General features: G+C 61.2%; 14 protein-coding genes. 5 read left to right on the forward strand and 9 right to left on the reverse strand.

Annotated features, from left to right (window positions below; translation table 11 throughout):
* Positions 1 to 66: 66 nt before the first annotated feature.
* The 9 genes from PSH69_RS02895 to cbiE form a co-directional block, all read right to left on the reverse strand.
* Positions 67 to 1,446, reverse strand: a complete 1,380-nt coding sequence (locus tag PSH69_RS02895) for a PepSY domain-containing protein (RefSeq protein WP_305410982.1) — start codon at positions 1,444 to 1,446, stop codon at positions 67 to 69.
* Between the two features lie 125 nt (positions 1,447 to 1,571).
* The gene (locus tag PSH69_RS02900) at positions 1,572 to 3,689 is read right to left on the reverse strand and encodes a TonB-dependent copper receptor (RefSeq protein ID WP_305410983.1); all 2,118 of its coding nucleotides are present in this window, start codon (positions 3,687 to 3,689) and stop codon (positions 1,572 to 1,574) included.
* Between the two features lie 84 nt (positions 3,690 to 3,773).
* Positions 3,774 to 4,253 carry a DUF2946 domain-containing protein gene (locus PSH69_RS02905; RefSeq protein WP_305410984.1) on the reverse strand — a complete coding sequence of 160 codons (480 nt, stop codon included), beginning with the start codon at positions 4,251 to 4,253 and terminating at the stop codon, positions 3,774 to 3,776.
* 21 nt (positions 4,254 to 4,274) lie between these two features.
* The gene (locus PSH69_RS02910) at positions 4,275 to 4,754 is read right to left on the reverse strand and encodes a copper chaperone PCu(A)C (protein ID WP_305410985.1); all 480 of its coding nucleotides are present in this window, start codon (positions 4,752 to 4,754) and stop codon (positions 4,275 to 4,277) included.
* Positions 4,755 to 4,802: 48 nt separating this feature from the next.
* The gene (locus PSH69_RS02915) at positions 4,803 to 5,201 is read right to left on the reverse strand and encodes a DUF2946 domain-containing protein (protein WP_305410986.1); all 399 of its coding nucleotides are present in this window, start codon (positions 5,199 to 5,201) and stop codon (positions 4,803 to 4,805) included.
* A gap of 49 nt (positions 5,202 to 5,250) precedes the next feature.
* The gene (locus tag PSH69_RS02920) at positions 5,251 to 5,562 is read right to left on the reverse strand and encodes a hypothetical protein (RefSeq protein WP_105340416.1); all 312 of its coding nucleotides are present in this window, start codon (positions 5,560 to 5,562) and stop codon (positions 5,251 to 5,253) included.
* A gap of 146 nt (positions 5,563 to 5,708) precedes the next feature.
* Positions 5,709 to 6,431, reverse strand: coding sequence for a cobalt-precorrin-6A reductase (locus tag PSH69_RS02925; protein ID WP_305410987.1), 723 nt, complete (start codon positions 6,429 to 6,431; stop codon positions 5,709 to 5,711).
* Positions 6,428 to 7,525 carry a cobalt-precorrin-5B (C(1))-methyltransferase gene (locus PSH69_RS02930; protein WP_305410988.1) on the reverse strand — a complete coding sequence of 366 codons (1,098 nt, stop codon included), beginning with the start codon at positions 7,523 to 7,525 and terminating at the stop codon, positions 6,428 to 6,430. The genes PSH69_RS02925 and PSH69_RS02930 overlap by 4 nt, the downstream gene beginning before the upstream one ends.
* Positions 7,518 to 8,729, reverse strand: coding sequence for a precorrin-6y C5,15-methyltransferase (decarboxylating) subunit CbiE (gene cbiE, locus PSH69_RS02935; protein WP_305410989.1), 1,212 nt, complete (start codon positions 8,727 to 8,729; stop codon positions 7,518 to 7,520). The genes PSH69_RS02930 and cbiE overlap by 8 nt, the downstream gene beginning before the upstream one ends.
* A 143-nt stretch (positions 8,730 to 8,872) precedes the next feature.
* Between cbiE and cobG the strand changes: the two genes are divergently transcribed.
* The 5 genes from cobG (at position 8,873) to PSH69_RS02960 (ending at position 20,770) form a co-directional block, all read left to right on the forward strand.
* Positions 8,873 to 10,174 (forward strand): precorrin-3B synthase, encoded by a 1,302-nt coding sequence (cobG, locus tag PSH69_RS02940; protein WP_305410990.1) that lies wholly within the window; start codon positions 8,873 to 8,875, stop codon positions 10,172 to 10,174.
* Complete coding sequence (locus tag PSH69_RS02945; protein WP_007937188.1) at positions 10,167 to 10,793, forward strand: precorrin-8X methylmutase; 627 nt, start codon at positions 10,167 to 10,169, stop codon at positions 10,791 to 10,793. Before cobG ends, PSH69_RS02945 begins: the two co-directional genes overlap by 8 nt.
* Positions 10,793 to 11,524 carry a precorrin-2 C(20)-methyltransferase gene (locus PSH69_RS02950; protein WP_018928431.1) on the forward strand — a complete coding sequence of 244 codons (732 nt, stop codon included), beginning with the start codon at positions 10,793 to 10,795 and terminating at the stop codon, positions 11,522 to 11,524. The genes PSH69_RS02945 and PSH69_RS02950 overlap by 1 nt, the downstream gene beginning before the upstream one ends.
* Positions 11,524 to 13,227 (forward strand): precorrin-3B C(17)-methyltransferase, encoded by a 1,704-nt coding sequence (gene cobJ, locus PSH69_RS02955; RefSeq protein WP_305410991.1) that lies wholly within the window; start codon positions 11,524 to 11,526, stop codon positions 13,225 to 13,227. The genes PSH69_RS02950 and cobJ overlap by 1 nt, the downstream gene beginning before the upstream one ends.
* Positions 13,228 to 13,702: 475 nt before the next feature.
* Complete coding sequence (locus tag PSH69_RS02960; protein ID WP_305410992.1) at positions 13,703 to 20,770, forward strand: TcdA/TcdB pore-forming domain-containing protein; 7,068 nt, start codon at positions 13,703 to 13,705, stop codon at positions 20,768 to 20,770.
* Positions 20,771 to 20,791 lie beyond the last annotated feature (21 nt).

Raw genomic sequence — 20,791 nt, forward strand, 5'->3', positions numbered from 1 at the left:
CGGTGACGAAGAAAGATCGCGGCCCGCATTGTATTGGCTTTGCGCGTACACGTATCTCGCCTGTTTTCATAATGAAGGTGAAGTGGATTCAGTTTGCCGGCCCAAGCGCGACAGCAGCCCCCAATCCAATACCCATACGACCACCAGCGAAGCCCCCACCAACGGAAACATCACCGCCAGGGCGAACATGATGACCATTGCGGTTTTCCATTTCGGCAGGTCGTGACGCAACGGCGGCACACCGAACTTGCCCTGTGGCCGGCGCTTCCACCAGATCACTACACCGCTGACGGCGCTGAGCAAAATCATCAGGCAGATCAGCAGCACGATGATCTGATTGAACGGGCCGAACATCTTGCCTTCGTGCAGCATCACGCCGACTTCGGTGGCGCGGGCGACGTTGCTGTAATGCTGCCAGCGCACGTCGGCGAGGACGTCGCCGGTGTACTGGTCGACGTGCAGGGTAGCGTCGTTGCGCGGATCGTCGGCGAACACCGCGATGGTGAACACGCCGGTGGCGGTGGTGGGGAAGGTGATGCTGTAGCCGGGCTTGACCTTGCGCTGCACGGCGATGTTTTGCACGTCTTGCAGGCTGATGGTCGGTGCCGCCGGACCGGCTTGCGCGCCGGTGTGAGCCATGTGTTCGGCATGGTCGCCAGACATTGGCATCGGCGTGTTTTCCATGGCCCACGGCACGGTCTGGCGTGTGGCGCTGTTGAGGCTGCGGGCCTCGACGTCGGACTTGGGCACGTCATTCCACATGGCGACCGGAAAGCGGTTCCAGAGGTCGGCGTATTGCTTGCCCCAGAAGCCGGTCCAGGTCATGCCGCTGAGCAGCATCACCAGCAGCAATGCCGCGCCCCAGAACCCGGTCACCGCGTGCAGGTCACGCCACAGCACACGTCCGCGACGGCTGAGGCGCGGCCACAGCACGCCGGCGTACTGACCGCGTGGCCACCACAAAAACACCCCGGAGACCACCAACACCACACCCCAACCGGCGGCCAGCTCCACCAGCCGATCTCCGACGGTGCCGATCATCAACTCGCCGTGAATCGAGCGTGCGAGCGCCTGCAGATTGTTCTTCGCGTCTTGCTCGCCGAGGATGTCGCCGTGGTACGGATCGATGAACACGTTCAGTTCATGACCTTCATTGATCACCACAAATTGCGCGCTGCGTTCGGCGTTGACCGGCGGCAGGTATTGTTTGATCCGGGCTTGTGGATACGCCTCTTTCACCCGTTTGAGCAGGTCGTCGGCGGCCACGGTGTGATGACCGGCCGGGACGTTCAGCAGGCTGCCGTACATCAACGGATCGAGTTGCGGTTTGAACAGGTAGACGATGCCGGTCAGGGCCAGCATCACCATGAACGGCGCGACGAACAGGCCGGCGTAGAAATGCCAACGCCAGGCCTGGTTGTAGAAATTCGGTTTGGGTTGTTTCATTGGGTGTGCTCCGCTAGGCGTGGTTCTTTATTGTTTAGTGCGGTTGCTGTGCAACCGATCGCGGGCAAGCCCGCCCCCACAGGTTCAACGTCGCCCATGTGGGAACGGGCTTGCCCGCGATGCTTTTAGAAGCTCATATCCACCTTGGTCCAGAGCGTGCGCCCCGGTTCGTTGATGGCTTGCGGATCGTTGGCCGGGAAGCCGAAACCGGCATTGCCGGCCAGGTTCAGGTGTTCGGCGTAGGCCTTGCCAAACAAGTTGTCGACGCCGCTGCTGACCTTCCAATTCTTGTTGATCCGGTACGCGCCGTTGAGCGAGAACACACCGAACCCCGAACTTTTGTCGAAGTCTTTGCCGACCACGTTGCCCTTGTTCCGGTCGATGCGGTTTTGCGCCGCGACCACCCGCCACAAGGCGCCGGCGCTCCAGTTGTCTTCGCTGTAGGTCAGGCCGAAGCGCGCATCCAGCGGTGGCATCTGCGGCAGGGCGCTGCCGTCGCTGCTGTTCTTGCCCCAGGCGTAGGCCAGGGTTGCATCGGCTTTCCAGTTGGTCGTCAGTTTGTAGGCTGCACCGAGTTCGCCGCCCATGATTCGCGCGTCGATGTTCTCGGCTTGGGAGGTCATGCCCATCATCCCCGGTGTGTAGTTGAACAGGATGTAGTCACGCACCTGCCCGACGTAACCCGAGGCCCAGGCTTCGAGGTCTGCGGTCTTGTACTGCAGGCCGAAGTCGAGCTGGGTGGTTTTCTCTGGTTTGATCGAGTCGAACGCATTCACCGAGCCGGCAGGGCCTGAGTTGGGCGAAAACAGCTCCCAGTAATCCGGGAACCGCTGGGCATGACCGAGGCCCGCATACAGCGTGGTCGGGCTGTCGGCCAGGTCATGCTCGTAACGCACGAAACCGCTGGGCAGGGTGTCGGCGCGGGTGTCGTCGGCGGTCGGGTTGGGGCGGGCCATCATCCCGGAGCCGATGGTCTGTCGATAATCCTTGGCCGAAGCACGGTCCAGTCGTGCGCCGGTGATCAGTCGATCACGGTCGGCGGCGTACCAGGTCAGTTCGCTGAACACGCCGTAGTTGTGGAAGTCGGCGTCCTTGTTGCGGGGCACATCCTTGTAGGTGTCGATACCCATGGCGCTGCGTTGGCGGTGCTCGTTGGTCTGCGCATCCAGGCCACTGATCAATTGCACATCGGCCCAGCGCCAGGTGGCTTTGATCCGCGCGCCGAGAGTTCGGCGGTCGACGTTGGAGGCCATGGGGCCGGCCATCATCCCGGTGCCGGACGGCGTGCGCAGGGTGTAGTTGTCCATCACGTGGTCGGCGTAGTTGTAGTAGACCTGCGCCTCGATTTTATCCAGCACCTCACCGATGTTTGACTGTTCGAAGCGCAGGCCCAGGCTTTCGCGCAAGAACTGCGAACCGTCCATGCCGCGCCCGGCGTAACGGGCTTCGCCGTCACCCTTGCCGGCAGTCAATTCCAGCAGGGTGTCGGCGTTCGGCGTCCAGCCCAGCGCTATATCACCATTCCATTTGTCGTAGCGCGAGGGCACGGTGTCGTTGTTGCCGTCCTTGTAGTCATCGGAGTGCGCGGTGTTGCCGATCACGCGCACGTAACCCAGCGGCCCGCCAGCGGCGGCGTCCAGCACTTTGTCGAAGCGGCCGTTGGAGCCGGCCAATACGCTGGCATTCACCCTTGTGCCGAGTTCGCCGAAGCTTTCCGGCTCCCGGTCGAACAGGATGGTGCCGGCCGATGCGCCGGGGCCCCAGAGCACGGTTTGCGGGCCTTTGATCACGGTGAGTTTGTCGTAGGTTTCCGGTGAGATGTACGAGGTCGGCGCGTCCATCCGGCCGGGGCAGGCGCCGAGCATCATGCTGCCGTTGGTGAGGATATTCAGGCGCGAGCCGAACATGCCGCGCAGCACCGGATCGCCGTTGGTGCCGCCGTTGCGCACCAGGGCGAAGCCGGGGATGGTCTTCAGATAATCACCACCGTCGCTGGCCGGCACCGGTTGGCGCGGGTCCTTGGGGTTGGTGATGACGGTCAGCGGCGAGCTCGGCGCGATGGCGGTGATCACCGTCGGGCTCAGTTCTTCGGTGTGGCCGGCGTGTTCATCGGCCAGCACCAGCGGTGTCAGCAACAAGCCGCAAAGGGCGGCGGTGGCGCGCATGAAATGAACGCGTGATGGGTTCAGGGCAAAAAAAGCCTGGGCAGCGCCCAAACGTGTGTCAGCAGAAAACCTGGACATGACAATTTCCATCGAACAGTCGTAAACGACACGGCCGGCAGCCTGGGGCTGTCTTCTAAACCGTGTGAGATCGGAGGTGGGTGTTTACGTGACGATGGGCGGGGCGCGGGTGCGGGCGCCAGGGAAGAAGGTTTGCCGGGCGTGGCCCAGGCGGGTGGCGGGTGTGGTGAAGGTGGGGGCGGGCGGGGTGTCGAACGCGGTGAATGAAGCGCCACCGGTGAGCGCCGGGCAATTGAACAGCAGGCTGCAATAGCCGCATTTTTCCCACAGCGCGTGATGCTCGGCTGTCGGCCGGCAGTGTTCGGCAGCCGGTTGTGCGTCGTGGTCGGCGTGCTCCATCGCCGACATGTCCGAGCCCATGTCCATCGACATGTCCATCGACATGTTCATGGACATGCCCATCGCCATGCTCGAAGCCGCCGCGCGCGAATCTATCGGCATCGACTGAGAAATCAGCGGGCCGATAAAGATCATCAGCATGGCGAACAGGCTGATCCAGCTGCCGCGGGTCAGGCTCATTGACTGACGGCGGCGCACGGATGGCCTGGCGCTATGCAGGCGCATAGGCGTTTTCAACGGGGGCGATTACTGGGCGTGCATGTGCGCTTGCATGCTGTCCGGCGCCTTTTTCTGCACCGAGACCTCGACCGTTACATCACCGGACTTCTCGAAGTGCAGGGTCAGCGGAAAGTGCTTGCCGTCGCTCAACAGGTTGCGGTCTCTGAGCTCCAGCAGCATCACGTGGTACGCCATCGGCGCGAAGGTGACTTCGCCGCCAGCCGGGATTTCGACGTCGGGCACTTGCTGCATTTTCATCAGATCGTTTTGCATCACATGTTCGTGCAATTCGGCCTTACCGGATATCGGCGAGCCGACGCTGAGCAGCCGATCAGCGGTTTTGCCGCTGTTGTGAATCACGAAATACGCCGCGACGGTGGGCGCGTTGGGCGGCAACTCCTGCGACCACGGATGGGCGATCTCAAGTTCGCCAACCTTGTATTCGTGGGCATTGGCAAAACAGGCAGGCAGCAGCAACACAGCCAGGACGATGAGTTTGTTCAACATGGCAGTTCTCCAGAACGATTCAAAACGCAGGTCAATTGCGAGAAGGAATCACACCAGAGGGGACGCGCGGGGGTTGAGGCTGGGCCATTGCTGGCGCGGTGTCGGTGTGTCGAGCGTGGCAGGCGGCACGCTTCGATTGGCCTCGAATCGCGCGTAATACAACTGCGGCGCATGCCCCGGCAACGCCACCAACGGCGCGGAGCCCGAGCAACACCAGCAATGCTGCATGTTGGAATGATCGTCGCTTTGTGGGGCTTTCTGCTCGATGTCGCCCAGGGAAATCGCCACCAGCTTCGTGCCGCTGGAAGAGCAGAAACTGCCCCACAGCAACTGTTCGGCCGGCGATTTCGCCGTTTGGGCCATCGCTCCGGACATCGGCATGGCGAGCATGTTGAACAGCACTGCAAAGCAGGCGATCCAGGCAAATGCAAGCCGTTGTCGGGACATGAGGGCAGATCCGGTTGAGTGAGCAATCAGGCGCGGCTATTTAGCCTGATCAGGGGCGATAAGTAAAAAGGCCGCGTGCGGTTTGGTGTCGCAGTGCGTCAGTCAACATGTCGAGCAGCCGACGTGCAAGCTCAGCCTCGCCGTTTTGAAAGAGTGTAGCGACTTCGATTCTTAATGCCTGAGCGAATTGAGGGTCGATTTGGATTCTTGCCCGGATTGTGTGTTTGACATCTCTGAGCGCTACACGATTGAAGCTCCCATCACCCAGGTCTTCCTCTTCGCAGGCCTTGATGTAGTTCCGCAAGTCGGCAGGTGCCAGGAGAAACTCAGTGATATCGAAGCGTGTGAATTTCTCGGGCATTCGGCACTTCTCGCTACATTCGTGGAGCTCTGAAATATAGGGATGGGGTATGAGCCCACAAGTCAGCCGATTTGGATAATGTTGTGCGTGAGGTCCGACGGATATGTAGGGCGTTGCACATTCTCTGTAGCAGCCTTCGGCAGCTGCTACAGGTTTTGTGTGAGGGCCGCTAAAACCTCAGTCACAGACCCAAATTCCCTATCAACCCCCGGCAACACCGGCCGCTTCAACACCAGCACCGGCACTCCACGCTCCCGCGCCACTTCGAGTTTCGGCTCGGTGGCAGTGCTGCCGCTGTTTTTGCTGATCAGCACATCGATCTGCCGACGTTCGAACAGCTCACGTTCATCCTCGATCAGAAACGGCCCTCGCGCGCCGATCACTTCGCAGCGCGCGTTGCCCGGATAAACGTCCAGTGCACGCAACGTCCAGAATTGCTCCGGCGGGATTTCGTGCAGGTGCTGCAATGGCTCGCGACCGAGGGTGAACAGCGGTCGGCGAAAGGGTTTCAGCGCTTCGATCAGCTCGGCCCAGTCGCTGACTTCGCGCCAGTCATCTGCGGCTTGTGGCTGCCAGGCCGGACGCCGCAAAGCCCAGCACGCAATGCCGCTCAACTTCGCGGCGGTGGCGGCGTTGTGGCTGATGCGGGCCGCGTAGGGGTGGGTCGCATCCAGCAGCAGGTCAATACCTTCATCGCGGATGAACTGCGCCAGACCTTCGGCGCCGCCATAGCCGCCAACGCGGACCTGACAGTTCAGATCCGTCGGCACACGACCGACGCCAGCCAGGCTGTAGATGTGCTCCGGCCCCAGGGTTCGGGCGATGGCCAATGCCTCAGTGACACCGCCGAGCAACAACACGCGCTTCATTGAAAAACTCCCGCATGGCCGACAATCCCGCCCTGGCGATCGATGGCGAACACTTCGACCTGAACCTGCGCCGGCACCACGCTGCGGGCAAAGTCGAGGGCGTGCTGGCACACCGCGTCGCCGAGGGCGATCCCGGCGGCGCTGGCCATGGCCAAGGCTTGCTGACTGGTATTGGCGTCGCGGATCGCCTGTTGCAACGCTTCATCCGCGCCGACCGCCGCGGCCCATTCGGCCAGTTGCGGCAGGTCGATGCTTGAATGCCGACTGTGCAAATCCATGTGCCCGGCCGCCAGCTTGCTGATCTTGCCGAAGCCGCCGCACAGGCTGAGTTTTTCCACAGGTACTTTACGCAAGTGCTTGAGCACCGCGCCGACGAAGTCGCCCATTTCGATCAGGGCGATTTCCGGCAAGTCGTAGACCCGGCGCATGGTGTCTTCGCTGGCGTTGCCAGTGCACGCGGCGATGTGCAGGTAACCGTTGGTTTTGGCGACGTCGATGCCCTGGTGGATCGAGGCGATGTAGGCCGCGCAGGAGAATGGCCGGACGATGCCGCTGGTGCCGAGGATCGACAAGCCGCCGAGAATGCCCAGCCGCGGGTTCATGGTTTTCAGCGCCAGGGCTTCGCCGTCCTCGACGTTCACCGTGACCTCGAAGCCGCCCTGGTAATTCAGTTCCTCGGCCAGCAACGTCAGGTGATCAGTGATCATCTTGCGCGGCACCGGGTTGATCGCCGGTTCGCCGACGTTCAGCACCAGCCCGGGCCGGGTGACGGTGCCGACGCCACGGCCGGCGCTGAAGCGGATACCCGGTTCGCTGTGCAAGCGCACCTGGGAAAACAGCAGGGCGCCGTGGGTCACGTCGGGGTCGTCGCCGGCGTCCTTGATCGTTCCTGCTTCGGCGCCGTCGTCCGTCAGCCGACAGAATTCCAGGCGCATTTGCACCCGTTTGCCTTTGGGCAGAATGATCTCGACGGCGTCCGCTGCCACGCCGCCGAGCAGCAGGCGGGCGGCTGCGAGGCTGGTGGCGGTGGCGCAGCTGCCGGTGGTCAAGCCGCTGCGCAGCGGGGCGGGTTGTTCGGCGGTTTCGTCACGCATCGAGGGGTTTCGTCACGTCCAGCAAGGTAATCGGCAGCGCCTGACGCCAGGTATCGAACTCGCCCAGCGGTTGCGCCTGGGCGACGTGAATGCGGGTCAGTTCACCGCCATGCCGTTCACGCCAGGCCATCAAGGTCACTTCGCTTTGCAGTGTCACAGCGTTGGCGATCAACCGGCCGCCGGGTTTGAGTTGCGCCCAGCAAGTATCGAGCACGCCTTCACGAGTGACGCTACCGCCGATGAAAATCGCGTCCGGGCGTTCGAGTCCGCTCAGGGCTTGCGGCGCACTGCCGCGAATCAATTGCAGGCCGGGAACGCCCAGGGCATCGCGGTTGTGTTCAATCAACGCCTGCCGTCCCTCATCCGCTTCGATGGCCAGCGCCCGGCAACTCGGGTGAGCGCGCATCCATTCGATGCCGATCGAACCGCTGCCGGCGCCGACGTCCCACAGCAGTTCGCCGGGTGTCGGGGCAAGGCGGGCGAGGGTGATGGCGCGCACGTCGCGCTTGGTCAGTTGGCCGTCGTGCTGGAAGGCTGAGTCTGGCAGGCCGGCCAGGCGTGACAGGCGCGGTGTGTTGGGTTCAGCGATGCATTCGATGGCGATCAGGTTCAGATCGGCGATCGCCGGGTCGCTCCAGTCGTTGGCAGCGCCCTCGATGCGCCGTTCGGCTTCGCCGCCCAGATGTTCCAGCACGGTCAGGCGACTCGGCCCGAAACCGCGCTCACGCAGCAGCGCCGCAATGGCCGCTGGACTCTGGCCGTCGTTGCTCAGCACCAGCAAACGCACACCACTGAACAAATGAGCGTTGAGCGCGGCGACGGGACGGGCGACCACCGACAGCGTCACCACATCCTGCAACGGCCAGCCCAGGCGAGCGGCAGCCAGTGACACGGAGGATGGGGCGGGCAGGATCAGCATTTCTGCGCCGGGCAGTTGCCGCGCCAGGCTGGCACCGACGCCAAAGAACATCGGGTCGCCGCTGGCCAGCACGCAAACCGGCTCGCCCCGCAGCGCCAATAGGGGTTCAAGGGAGAATGGACTGGGCCAGAGCTGGCGCTCACCGCGAATGCACACGGGCAACAAATCCAGTTGCCGTTGGCCGCCGAATATCCGCGAAGCACCCAGCAGGGCGCGACGGGCGTTCTTGCCCAGCCCCTTGAAGCCGTCTTCACCGATACCTACTACTGTCAGCCAGGGCGACATCTGCAGTCCTCAAAAAATGCCTCAAACGGGGTGTTCCGACGGGCAGGCTTTTCATGCCGTCGGACAAAGCAGGCATAATACCGCGCCTTCGCCCGCGAAGCGCCTTTCCCACACAGCCGGTCGCCCCTTTGAACGAACGCCCGATGTCTACCGCCTTACGCCCCTCGGCCTGCCCGGGGTTGCTGCGTATCGTCCCGGCGCTGGATGGCGGCATCTGCCGGATCAAATTGAACGGCGGCTCGATCAGCGCGGCCCAGGCTGAAGCGGTGGCCAGCGCGGCCGAACGGTTTGCCGGGGGCGTGATCGAGGCGACCAACCGGGCCAACCTGCAGATTCGCGGGATTGGCAGTCAGCAGATGGCTTTGATCGACAGCCTGCTCGCCGCAGGGTTGGGGCCGCGTACCGCGGCGGGCGACGATGTGCGCAATCTGATGCTCAGCCCGTCTGCCGGGGTTGACCGGCGCATGCTCTTCGACACGCATGCGCTGGCGGAGCAGATCCTCACGACGCTGCAAAGCCACGAACGTTTCCACGAACTCAGCGCCAAGTTTGCCGTGCAACTCGATGGCGGCGAGGCGTTGGCGATGCTCGAACACCCGCATGATCTGTGGTTGTCTGCTGCTGAGCGAAACGGCGAGCTGTTGCTGGCGTTCGGTCTGGCGGGTTGCCCTACGGACAGGCCCGCAGGCGCGGTGTCACTCGAGCTGGGGCACGCACTGGTGGTAGCGGTGCTGGAGTTGTTTCTCGATCTGGCGCGTCCGGATCAAACACGAATGCGTCATTTGTTGGCCGACTATCCAATCGCAGAGTTTCTCGCTCGCCTGGCCGAGCGCGTGCCCTTGAAGTCGATTGCCGATTGGCAGCGCTTGTTGACCCCAGGTGCCCTGCACATCGGCGATCATCCACAGGCTGGAACCGAATACGTCTATGTCGGCGCCGTACCGCCTTTGGGGCGGCTCGATCCCGTCATGCTCAGGGGCGTGGCGCAACTGGCGTGGGAATTCGGCGACGCGAGTCTGCGTTTCACTCCATGGCAAAATCTGTTGCTGCCCAACGTTCGCAAAGAGCGGGCGCCTGAAGTGATTAGGCGTCTGGAGCAACTGGGCCTGCTATGTGGCGCTGATCAGCCTGTGTCACGGTTGATCGCCTGCACCGGTTCCGCTGGCTGCGGCAAGGGCCTGGCCGATACCAAGAGCGACGCCATGCAATTGGCTGCGCTGTTGCAACGTCACGATCAAGCAGTGCATTTGTCCGGCTGCCAGCGTTCCTGCGCCGCGGCCCATGTGGCACCGGTCACGCTGCTGGCTGTCGCCCCCGGTCACTACGACCTCTATCTTCGCGATGCAGGGCAGCCGGGTTTCGGCGCCCTGCACGCACACAACCTTACTATTGAAGCGGTCGCAGCCTTACTCGACGCCCGCTCACGGAGTTCCCTTGATGCTTGATTACATCCGCGACGGTCAGGAGATCTATCGCAACTCCTTCGCGATCATTCGCGCCGAGGCCAACCTTGCGCGTATTCCGGCCGATCTGGAGAAACTCGCGGTGCGGGTGATCCACGCCTGCGGCATGGTCGAGGCCATCGACGGTCTGCAGTTTTCCGAAGGCGCCGGCAAGGCCGGGCGCGACGCGCTGGCGGCCGGTGCGCCGATTCTGTGCGACGCGCGGATGGTCAGCGAGGGCGTGACCCGCGCGCGTTTGCCGGCCAACAACCCGGTGATTTGCACCCTGCGCGACGACAGCGTGCCGGAGCTTGCCCGCGAGTTGGGCAATACCCGTTCCGCCGCCGCGCTGGAGCTGTGGCGCCCGCATCTGGAAGGCAGCGTGGTGGTGATCGGCAACGCGCCGACCGCACTGTTTTATCTGTTGGAAATGCTCGATGCCGGCGCGCCGAAGCCGGCGCTGATCCTCGGCTTCCCGGTGGGCTTCGTCGGCGCCGCCGAATCCAAGGCGATGCTCGCGGCGGACAGCCGTGGCGTGCCTTTCGTCATCATGCAAGGCCGGCTGGGCGGTAGCGCCATGGCCGCCGCCGCCGTCAATGCCCTCGCCACGGAGATCGAATGATGCAGCAACCTGGACGTTTGATTGGCCTGGGCGTCGGCCCCGGTGATCCGGAACTGATTACCGTCAAAGCCTTGCGCCTGCTGCGCGAATCGCCGGTGGTGGCGTACTTCGTTGCCAAGGGCAAGAAGGGCAATGCGTTCGGCATCATCGAAGCGCATCTGCAAGATCCGCAAACCCTGCTGCCGCTGGTTTATCCGGTGACCACCGAAGCGCTGCCGGCGCCGTTGTCGTACGAACAAGTGATCAGCGATTTCTACGATACGGCCGCTGAACAACTCGCCGCGCATCTGGACGCCGGCCGTGATGTGGCGGTGATCTGCGAAGGCGATCCGTTCTTCTACGGCTCCTACATGTACCTGCACGATCGACTGGCCGAGCGTTACGAAGCCGAAGTCGTGCCGGGTGTCTGCTCGATGCTCGGCGGTGCCTCGGTACTGGGCGCGCCGCTGGTGTATCGCAATCAGAGCCTGTCGGTGTTGTCCGGCGTGCTGCCCCACGAAGACCTCAAGCGTCGCCTGGCCGATGCCGATGCGGCAGTGATCATGAAACTGGGGCGCAACTTTCCCAAGGTCCGTCAGGTGCTGGAAGAACTCGGTCTGGCAGAGCGTGCGCTGTACGTCGAGCGCGCGACCATGGCCAACCAGAAAATCGTGCCGCTGGATCAGGTCGAGCCGATGTCCTCGCCGTATTTCTCGCTGATCATCGTTCCCGGCGAGCGGTGGCAAGGCTGATGACTCATTCCACGCCCGCAATCGTCATTCTCGGTCAAGGCAGTCTGGCCACTGCCCGCCGCATTCAACAGGTGTATCCGGCTGCGTTGATCCACGGCCTGGCCGGACGGGTCGAGGGCGCCGACCGCACTTATCCCGAATTCGGCGCGACCCTGCGCGAGCTGTATCAGCAGGACACGCCGATCATTGCCCTGTGCGCGGCGGGGATCGTCATTCGCACCCTGGCCGCGCTGTTGCTGGAAAAGGGCGCCGAGCCGCCGGTGCTGGCCGTGGCCGAAGACGGCAGCGCGGTGGTGCCCTTGCTCGGTGGCCTCGCTGGCGTGAACGTCATGGCGCGCAAGATCGCTGCCGGTTTGCAGGTCGCCGCGGCGATCACCACCAGCGGCGAACTGCGCTTTGGCACCTGCCTGCTCAATCCGCCAAGCGGTTACGCCCTTGGCGATCTGGAACTGGGCAAGCGTTTTGTCTCTGATTTGCTCGCCGGGCACAGCGTGCGCATCGAAGGCGCGGCGCCGTGGCTGGAGCAGGCGCAGTTGGTGGAAGATCCGCTGGCGCAGCGTTCGATCCATGTCGGCAGCGACGCCCGTGAGGCGAGTGCCAATGAGCTGGTGATTTATCCGCGCAGTGTTGCGGTGGCGATTGGTGCCGCCGCGGCGGATTTACCGAGCACTGTTCGCGCGGCGTTACAGCAGGCGAACGTCGCGGTGCAGGCGCTGGCCTGTCTGGTGGCGGCTGACACTGAAATGGCCAACCCGGTGTTGCATGAAGCGGCCGTTGCGCTGGGTGTGCCGCTGCGTTTTGTCGCGCCGGCGAGCGACATCGGTGCGTTGGCCCGTAGCGCGGTGCCCGAGGCGACGATCATCGCAACGACAAACAATGCGGCTGTGGCCGTGACCGAACAGCCGCTGGACCTCACGCAAGTCGGCCGCCCACGCGGGCGTCTGGCCGTGATCGGCCTCGGCCCGGGCGCCGCCGAACTGATGGTGCCCGCCGTCAAGGCCGAATTGGCCCGGGCCACCGATGTGCTCGGCTACGAAACCTACGTGCGCATGGCCGGTCCCTTCCGCGCGGATCAGGTGCTGCATTGCACCGACAACCGCGAAGAAATGCAGCGTGCCCGTCACGCCTTCGAACTGGCGGCCCGGGGCCGTTCGGTGATCGTGGTGTCCTCAGGCGACCCGGGCGTGTTCGCGATGGCGGCGGCGGTGCTTGAAGCCTTGCACGAGTCGAGTGACCCGGCCTGGCACACTGTCGAGCTGGAGATCCTGCCGGGCGTCTCCGCGTCGCTCGCCACCGCTGCCCAGGCCGGTGCGCCGCTGGGGCATGACTTCTGCGTGATGTCCCTGTCGGACAATCTCAAGCCGTGGTCGATCATCGAAAAGCGTCTGGACCTGGCCGCCGAAGCGGACCTGGCCCTGGCGTTCTATAACCCGATCTCACGTTCACGGCCATGGCAGCTGGGGCGTGCGCTGGAGATCGTCGCGCAGCATCGCAAACCTGAAACGCCGGTGGTGCTGGGGCGGGATATCGGCCGACCGGGACAGACGTTGCGCACGACCACCCTGGGGGCGTTGACCCCGGATCAAGTGGACATGCGCACCATGGTGCTCGTCGGCTCGTCCACTACCTGCGCGTTCCCTCGCGCCGAGGGCGGCGATTGGGTGTATACGCCACGCTGGTACGGTGAAAAACCGGCGTCCTGATATCCAGCGGCCCTTCGGGGCCGCAGTCTTTTCCGTCACTTCCCAGCACTGGAATCCCAGTGGTCGGGTTGGTTTTTTCCACATTCGAACGTGTCGTCCTTTTCAGCGGCTGTCATGGGATTTGGCGCGGTTGCCTGTGGTCTTTTTTCTGTCGCTAATGTCTTGTTTTATTTATTCGGAAATATTAAATATTTTGCATTGTTGAGTGTGTGACAGGTTTGTTTGAAGTGGCAGTAGTTTAATGTTTACTCGTGGTGTGTTAAGTGACTTTTGGTGTCGTTAGAGTGTGTTGTTGAGTTTTTTTGTTTCTATTTTATTGAAACTAATTGAATTTCTTCCTGTTTGAGCTTGCCTGTTTCAAAGCGTAGTTTTCAACTTCCAGATCAAGGCTTTAGATGCCCTGTTGTTTGAGTGTCTGTGCTTATTGGCTGGCCTATTCGTTGATAATTAAACCGAAACAGTAAACGGGATACGCATGCACGATATTGAGCGCCGAAACAAGGATGGTTATGTTGATTTTGTCAGTCTTTTCAAACTGGCGGATCTTGAGCGCGGATTGTCGTCGCATAAAGACAGTCCACACTACGAGGAACTATTGCGTTATTACTTTGCCTGTGTGGGGCTGCTGGAGTCGCCAAGACTGCTGGAACCGTTAGGGTTATTCAAACACACGCTGACACTGTTGCTGGGCAACAAGCGAGTCAAACGCAATCTTGATTCGCAGACGCCGGGCAATGCTGACGACACCGCGATGCCACTATCGCAGATACATGACGAAGTCGAACGGTATGAGTCGCGTCTTCGGTTCAGTGTCGAGCAGATGAACACAGTGGCGACGGAAGTTCCCAAGGTGTTGCATTTTGTCTGGCTCGGTGGCGGTCTCGGCGCCATTCAGCGCGATTACCTCAACCTATGGAAACAGGTGTTGGCCGAGCATGGCTACACCCTCAATCTCTGGTATGACAGCGATGCGCTGCTGGCTTATCAAACCAACAAACTGATTGTTGACGCCGCCAAGGCGCATGCCCTGACGCAGGTCGCAGACAAAAGTATCTCCGAAGATGAGCTGGCAACCCTGTACGAGGAGCGCGCCATTGTTCTGAAGCAACAGATGTACGCACACATTAATGCGGCAGTGGCTAACGGTGAATCAGCCGATGAGGCACGGATGGATCTGCTGACGCGGGCCTACGGCCAGGATGCGGCGCAACTGCAAGCGTTGAAGGAAAGCAATCACCGCAGTGTGCAGGACATGAACGGTTTCCAATTGCGCGATCTTGATGCGGCCGAGGTGCCGTTGCAATTACAGGGCATCTACGAACAGGAAATGCGATTGCGCGGCAATCTGGCGGCGGCGTCCGATGTGGTGCGTGTTGAAGTTCTGTTTGGCGAAGGTGGCCTCTATGCCGATGTGGATAACCTGCCGCCGTTATCGAGAACGCTGGGCGGAGTCGATATCCACAGTTTGGGTTCCGATGCGCATTTGGGGATTTTGCAGTTATTGCTCAATGACAATCCCGAATGGATGCCTGGGCGTCGGGCATCCTCCAGTTACATCGAGACGATTCCCCCTGAGCATTTGCCGGCACTGGAGGCTTTTGTACAAGGCCGGCCGGGCCTGAGTCAGGTATTTCAGCCACCGGCAGATCGGTTGGCCCGACCCTTTATGCTGCGTGCGGCGTCGGAAGGCAGTTCGATAACGAATGCATTTCTGATGGCGCATCCCCGCTCGACAATTCTGCAAACCGTGCTCGAGCGTTTCCGGTTCAACTATGAGGTGATTGAGGCTTCGAACCGGTTGGCCGCCCGACGAGGCGTTGCTTTGAGCGATGTTGATGCCATGGCGCCGCTGGTGCAGGAAGTGGTGGAAGGAACGTATGGGCCGCTGATTGAGCTGTCGATGGAAGAGGAAATATTTGCAGGGTTTCTGATCGATGCCATTGCGACCTACTTTCGCGACGGCATTCGGCTTCAGAGCGAAGGGACTATCTACCTGACCGGCCCCGGAGCCGTGCGTGATGGCATGGCCGATTACGCAAGAGCCCACTTTACCCCCTCGGTGGCTGAGACCGTGCGCAAGGAGGCCGCCATCGCGCGCTACGCGTCGGTCAACCGCGCCACCGAAGAAGAACTGGACCATTCCTGGAAGGACAATGAAACCGACCCTGATAAATGGGTCAGTAATGAGCAGAAACGCTGGCAGGAAGGCCAATACAAGACCCGTTACAGCGGCGATATCGGGCAATTGCTCAAAGGCCCGACGATTGAGTTCGAGCAGGGCTGGCCGGTGATCGAAGAGCGACCGGTGCTGCTGACCCACGTGTTGGAGCGTTTGGTCGAAGGGCTGGGCGAGCCGTTCATGGCGGCGATGAGTCGGGGGCACACTGGCGCTATCCGCTTCGAGGTTCCACTGCCGCTGAGTTTTGATGATCGGCAGGCCATCTGTAATCAGCCCCTTGAATCGCAAGCCCCTGCTTTCCTGAGCCAAGGGCAAAACCGTAACCTGGGTGTCGATGAGGTGCTGAGCGACATCGCCAATGGCTCCCGCCACTTCGTCGAGACGACCCCCTTGCAGAGGCTGTCGCTGGGGGTGTTGTTGGGGATGGACTCGCTGCATAACCAACGCTTTGTAGAGTTCACCGGTGAGCTGGACAATCTGGCCAACAGCATGGTCGGGCAAGGCGCTTCAGGTCGTTACGCCGTCATTGAGCGGCAACTGTACAAGCGCGAGGCACCGGGGTTCATGGTCGGTCTGATCAGCGATTCTGAACCGGCGCCGAGGACGGCCGGCAGCGCGCTTGAACTGAAAAAGGCTGCATTGACACAGGCGCAGACGGCGGGCCAGTGGGGTTGCCATGTGGCGCAAATCCAGCAAGTGGCCACCTTTGAACATCGCATGCAGATCGTCGAGAAGGTGGGGCAGATACTCGACGAGATCGAAGCCAGCAGCATCAAACTGGTTCCCCAGGATCTGCTGCTGCGCAGCGGTGGCGAGGCGGTTGGCGGCCGGTGCTACCCGTTAGCCCTGGTGATGAGCGCTGCACTGCTGCAGGACGACGTGGCCTCTCGGCAGTTGCGTGAGCGTTTCTATCTGTCCGCCATCGATCCCGACCAAGCTGATTCGGCAACCTTCCTTCAATCGCTGGAAGAGCTGCGGGATGTGCAATTGAACGATGTAGGGGCACCGCTTGACCGCGCGGACCTGGATCAGGTCACTGCCGCTCTCGAGCAACATCAAGGCAGCCGCACGCTGATGCTTAACTCCGACAATCATTCGATGCTGGTGGCCAAGACCGTAGAGGGCGATCACACCACTTATCATTTTTACGACCCCAACTTCGCGTTGTTCGAATTCGAGCATCCGGCCATGTTCAAGCGGGCGCTGGAATACTTTTTTCTGAAGCAAGGCATGGCGCGGCATTACGCAGCCTATGGCTCGCAAGCCCGGCCGGAGTTTGACCTGATTGACCTGCATGGAGAAAAGGTGTCTGTCTTGAAGCTGTCTGCCGGATTTGCCGTGGAGCAGCTACTGAAGTCCGAACCGTTGCCGGGAGCACCGCTGCGTCCGGTTCGCCAGCGCCTGAACAGTGCCCGTGGGCAATCGCTGGTCAACAATTGGCATCTGGGCAGCAGTTTGCTGGAGCTCGATAGCCACTGGTGGGGACAGCAGATCGCACACGCCAGCGTCGGTTTGCAGGACTTGCATGCGTCGGTAACGCCACTGGTGCCGTTGTTCGAAACGCTGGAAATTACCCCCGAGGGCAAATATCGGGTGAGTCTGATCAATCCGTCAGACCCGGAACACGAGGTTCAGGTGATCAGCGGCGATCACCGTTTGTTGCGGATCAAGAATTGGCTGTCGGAACAGTTTTCGACCCTGGCGCGCAAACCGGTCGAGACGGGCGGCGTCGTGGATCCGACCGAAGCCGGCAGTGTCCACACCCTCAACGCAGGGTTCGCCATTCAGGCGTTGATGAACGCGTTGCGTGGACGGGAAGGGGAGGGCCGGACGTTGACTACCGCCGTGCGCCTGCACGCTTACGTCAACTATGCCCAGTTGGCGCATGGCACCGTCGTGGATGTGGTTGGCCTGGTGCAGTTGGTTCGCACCGCGTTGAGAGAAGAGAAAATCATCGCTCGTACTTGCGCTCCGGTCGTCGGCGAAGCTTTGGGACATGCAGCCGGTGAAGGTATCGGCGCCGTATTGGGGCTGGCCAATGTCGGCTTTGATATTTATCAGTTGTCGACGGCGCAAAACGAAGTCGAGAAGGCCCAGTTCGGTACTCAATTGACATTCGATACCGCCAGCCTGGCGCTCACGGCAGGCGGTATCGGTGCAGGATTGGCCGGCGCATCGACCGCCGCTGCGGTGCTCGGTGGCGCCGGAGTGATTCTTGGTGGCCTGGCCATTGGTGTTGCTGCGCTGGCCCAAGGGTTTGCCAGCATCTTGCGAGACGCCGAGGAGGTCGGCAAGTTCTTCGACGACATGAATCGGGGGTATCGCTCGCACGGCTACCGGTTCGATCACACCGTTGGCGCCTGGGTCGTGCGGCCTTCGCTGATCGTCCAGCGCATAGATCTGGGAGCCGGCAAGTTGCTGCTCGACAGCCCGAAGCTGTTTCCACTGCACGACCACTTCGGAGTGCCGGGTTTCGATGTTGATTACGCGCGGGCGATCAATATCCGCCAGGAATTGAACCTGCCCGGTCAAAAAGAATTTGCGCCGCCCACAGGGCAAACCATTGTGCTGCCATGCACGCCGCAAACCTTTTACGGCTATGAGTACAAGGCGCTGCCTTTCGCCTTCGCATTTCACGACCCCGGTTTTGACACGGCCCGGCGCCTTGAAAAAAAGCAAGCGGATGGTCGGCGGCTATTTCTGTTTACGTTCTATTCCTTTCCGTCGCATTACATCCTTCATCGCCTGAATCCGGTGTATCGCGAAACAGTCATCGAGGTGCAACTGGATGCGGTGGATCGTTCACTGGTGGTGCCCGTTTTGCCGGATGCCTGGCACGGCAAGCTGTCGTATGAGCTGACAGGCGCGGGGGGGAGCTGTTCATTGATGCTCAATCCCGGCGCAAGTATCCGTCTTGTCTCTCCAAGCCTGAAGCAATGCCGCTGGGTGTTGCAGGCAAGCTGGGCGAGTGAAAGTGATATCCGCGTCGAGCCTTACGGCGAACTGTACATCGGTACTGTCCATGTGAAAATTTCCGGTAAAGGTCGTCATGAGGTGCTGATCCGGGTGGCGGATCAACAGTTGTTCAGCGTTGATCCTGGCAAACGCCAATTGGACATTCTCCAGCAGACAGCGCCTGAAGGACTCGATGAACAGGCATTGCTGGCGCACTACAAAGGCCTCGCGCAGGAGCATCGACTGGTATTGCCGTACACGCGGATCCATCGTTACCTGATTCCATTCGAGGCGCCGGACGAGCCCCGTTACACCAATGCCTGGTATGACTGCGCTGAAGATCGTTTCCTGTATATCCGCAACGAGACCGTCCTTGAGGCCGACGAGGCGCAGCTGTCGATGGTGGTCGAGGGTTCTGCTTATTTCTACCAACCGGAGGGCCACCAGATCTGGCAAGTCGATGCCGCCACAGGCTTGCTCAAGAATCGTTATCGCTTACTGCTAGAGGACAGCAAAGGCTCCATTCGCAGTATCGAAGCGGATGCTCATGGTGTGATTCATATCGTGCAGGAGTACGTCACGGGCAATCAGGCTGCCAGGCAGTACCGTTACCTGATTCATGAAGGTCGATTGCTGTTGAGTTCCGTGACTCACGATATGGCGCGGGAACTGCAGGCGTTGGTGTTTGCCAGCGAAACGCTGGCCGACTGGTCATCGGTGTTTGGCAAGTATGTGTCTTTCAATCCTGTTCCTGAGCGGGACGGCTTTACAACGGTCGACTGGCAGCCGGCGCCTTACGTTTCGATCTGCTGGAAGTTTGACCCGGATCGGCGAGACATGGCGTGGGTTCGCAGTCGCGATCAGTTGCTCATTCATCCCCTGCCCCGGCCTCAACACACGCGTGGCTGGGCCGATTCGATCAAGCACCTGAACGATCTGGTGCTGTTGCCGATGGCCGACGACAGCGACATATTCTTCATCTACGACCGGCTCGCCCAGACCCTTTGCCGACTGCAACGGACCGTGACAGAGGGCAAGGGACAATGGGCCCACCAATGGGTGCAACCCGCCGGGCTCAAGCAAGTCGTGGCCGTCGAGAGCGGCTATGTGGCACTCGATGAGGACGGGATGTTTTTCAACCTGAGCGCGCAAGGCGAGGTGCAGCTGGGCGGACTGAGCGAGCAGTGGCTCAAGGGTCGCGCCCAGTGGTGGCAGGCGCTGGAGCCGATTGCCGAGCGTTACCCGGGCAACAATATTGCCATTGTCGGCCTGCGCAATTTCGCCGATAACGGCAACGTGTGTGCCTGGTATGTGAATAACCGCTTGGTGCTGTGCGATCCGGGACTCGACAAGGAAATTCGCCTGCTTGGCGTTACCCCGGACAATCAGGCGGTCTGGCTGTTCGATCTGTCCAGCGGTGAAATCTGGAGTCAGATGTTCATCGATCCGCAGCAACTTGATCAGGCATTCGGCACGGGCTCGCGACTGTTGCTGAACGACAGGTTGCCGGCTCATCAACAAAGGTGGGCGGATTGGCGTTTTGCCGACGTGACCATCGAGGGCGCCGGCTTGCGTGGGACAACCGTTGACGGTGTATTGCTGGAGCTGCGCCATCAAGAGGTTGAGATCATCACCGGCGTCAGCCACGACTGGGTGAGCGCCCATGGCGACCACTTGATCGAAGATCTCCAGGCGTTACTGGAAACGGAAGAGCATGGCGAATTTGTATCTGTGGAGTCCGAACCCGACAGCTTGCAGTGGTATGCCGTCCAAAGCGCCCGGCTGATCCGGATTACCGGTAAGGATCTACCCGCGGACTATGCGCTGCTGGGCACTCAAGGCCAGGTCAATGTGTTGCTGCATGAGGCCCGGGAAGGACGGGTGCGTGTGTATCCGGACAGGCGAAGCATCGGGCCCTTCGATTATGTCCAGCGCAACGCCGAAGTGCTGGTTGTCGAAGGAGAAAAGACCTTGGGTGATCTCCTGCCGCTGATTCCCGATGACGTCAATACGTTGATTCTGCGATTGGGGCAGGGCGCCGTGACTTGTCACCTGACGAAGGCTGTCTGGCTGAGGCTCGACTCAGTCATCGTCGACTGCCGGCACGCACTGGGTGAAGTGCCAGCCATTCCAGGCAAATTGATCTGGGCCTTCGATGATCCGCAAAGATTGCTGTTCGAGATTGTTCAGGAACATCTGGTTATCGTTGACCCGGACAGTGAGCACAGTCTGATCTTTCGCGATGTATGTTCCGCCGACCCGGCATTGCGCGGTGATGTGTTCCTTGCGTTTGAAAAGCTGCAATCACATCCGGTATCGATGTTCGTGGCGCGGTTGCGCGACAGGAAAGGAAAAGCCGGCAGTGCAACGTTGCAGGAGCTGTTGGCGGAGCCGGCAGTCGCAGGTTAAGCGGCGACTGCAGCGGGTCTC

Source organism: Pseudomonas sp. FP1740, assembly GCF_030687165.1.
Lineage (GTDB): Bacteria > Pseudomonadota > Gammaproteobacteria > Pseudomonadales > Pseudomonadaceae > Aquipseudomonas.

Coding starts and splice junctions, on each gene's coding strand:
- cbiE (WP_305410989.1), bottom strand. CDS start 8,729: ATGTCGCCCTGGCTGACAGTAGTAGGTATCGGTGAAGACGGCTTCAAG.
- PSH69_RS02945 (WP_007937188.1), top strand. CDS start 10,167: ATGCTTGATTACATCCGCGACGGTCAGGAGATCTATCGCAACTCCTTC.
- cobG (WP_305410990.1), top strand. CDS start 8,873: ATGTCTACCGCCTTACGCCCCTCGGCCTGCCCGGGGTTGCTGCGTATC.
- PSH69_RS02925 (WP_305410987.1), bottom strand. CDS start 6,431: ATGAAGCGCGTGTTGTTGCTCGGCGGTGTCACTGAGGCATTGGCCATC.
- PSH69_RS02900 (WP_305410983.1), bottom strand. CDS start 3,689: ATGTCCAGGTTTTCTGCTGACACACGTTTGGGCGCTGCCCAGGCTTTT.
- cobJ (WP_305410991.1), top strand. CDS start 11,524: ATGACTCATTCCACGCCCGCAATCGTCATTCTCGGTCAAGGCAGTCTG.
- PSH69_RS02950 (WP_018928431.1), top strand. CDS start 10,793: ATGCAGCAACCTGGACGTTTGATTGGCCTGGGCGTCGGCCCCGGTGAT.
- PSH69_RS02930 (WP_305410988.1), bottom strand. CDS start 7,525: ATGCGTGACGAAACCGCCGAACAACCCGCCCCGCTGCGCAGCGGCTTG.
- PSH69_RS02895 (WP_305410982.1), bottom strand. CDS start 1,446: ATGAAACAACCCAAACCGAATTTCTACAACCAGGCCTGGCGTTGGCAT.
- PSH69_RS02910 (WP_305410985.1), bottom strand. CDS start 4,754: ATGTTGAACAAACTCATCGTCCTGGCTGTGTTGCTGCTGCCTGCCTGT.
- PSH69_RS02915 (WP_305410986.1), bottom strand. CDS start 5,201: ATGTCCCGACAACGGCTTGCATTTGCCTGGATCGCCTGCTTTGCAGTG.
- PSH69_RS02905 (WP_305410984.1), bottom strand. CDS start 4,253: ATGCGCCTGCATAGCGCCAGGCCATCCGTGCGCCGCCGTCAGTCAATG.
- PSH69_RS02960 (WP_305410992.1), top strand. CDS start 13,703: ATGCACGATATTGAGCGCCGAAACAAGGATGGTTATGTTGATTTTGTC.
- PSH69_RS02920 (WP_105340416.1), bottom strand. CDS start 5,562: ATGCCCGAGAAATTCACACGCTTCGATATCACTGAGTTTCTCCTGGCA.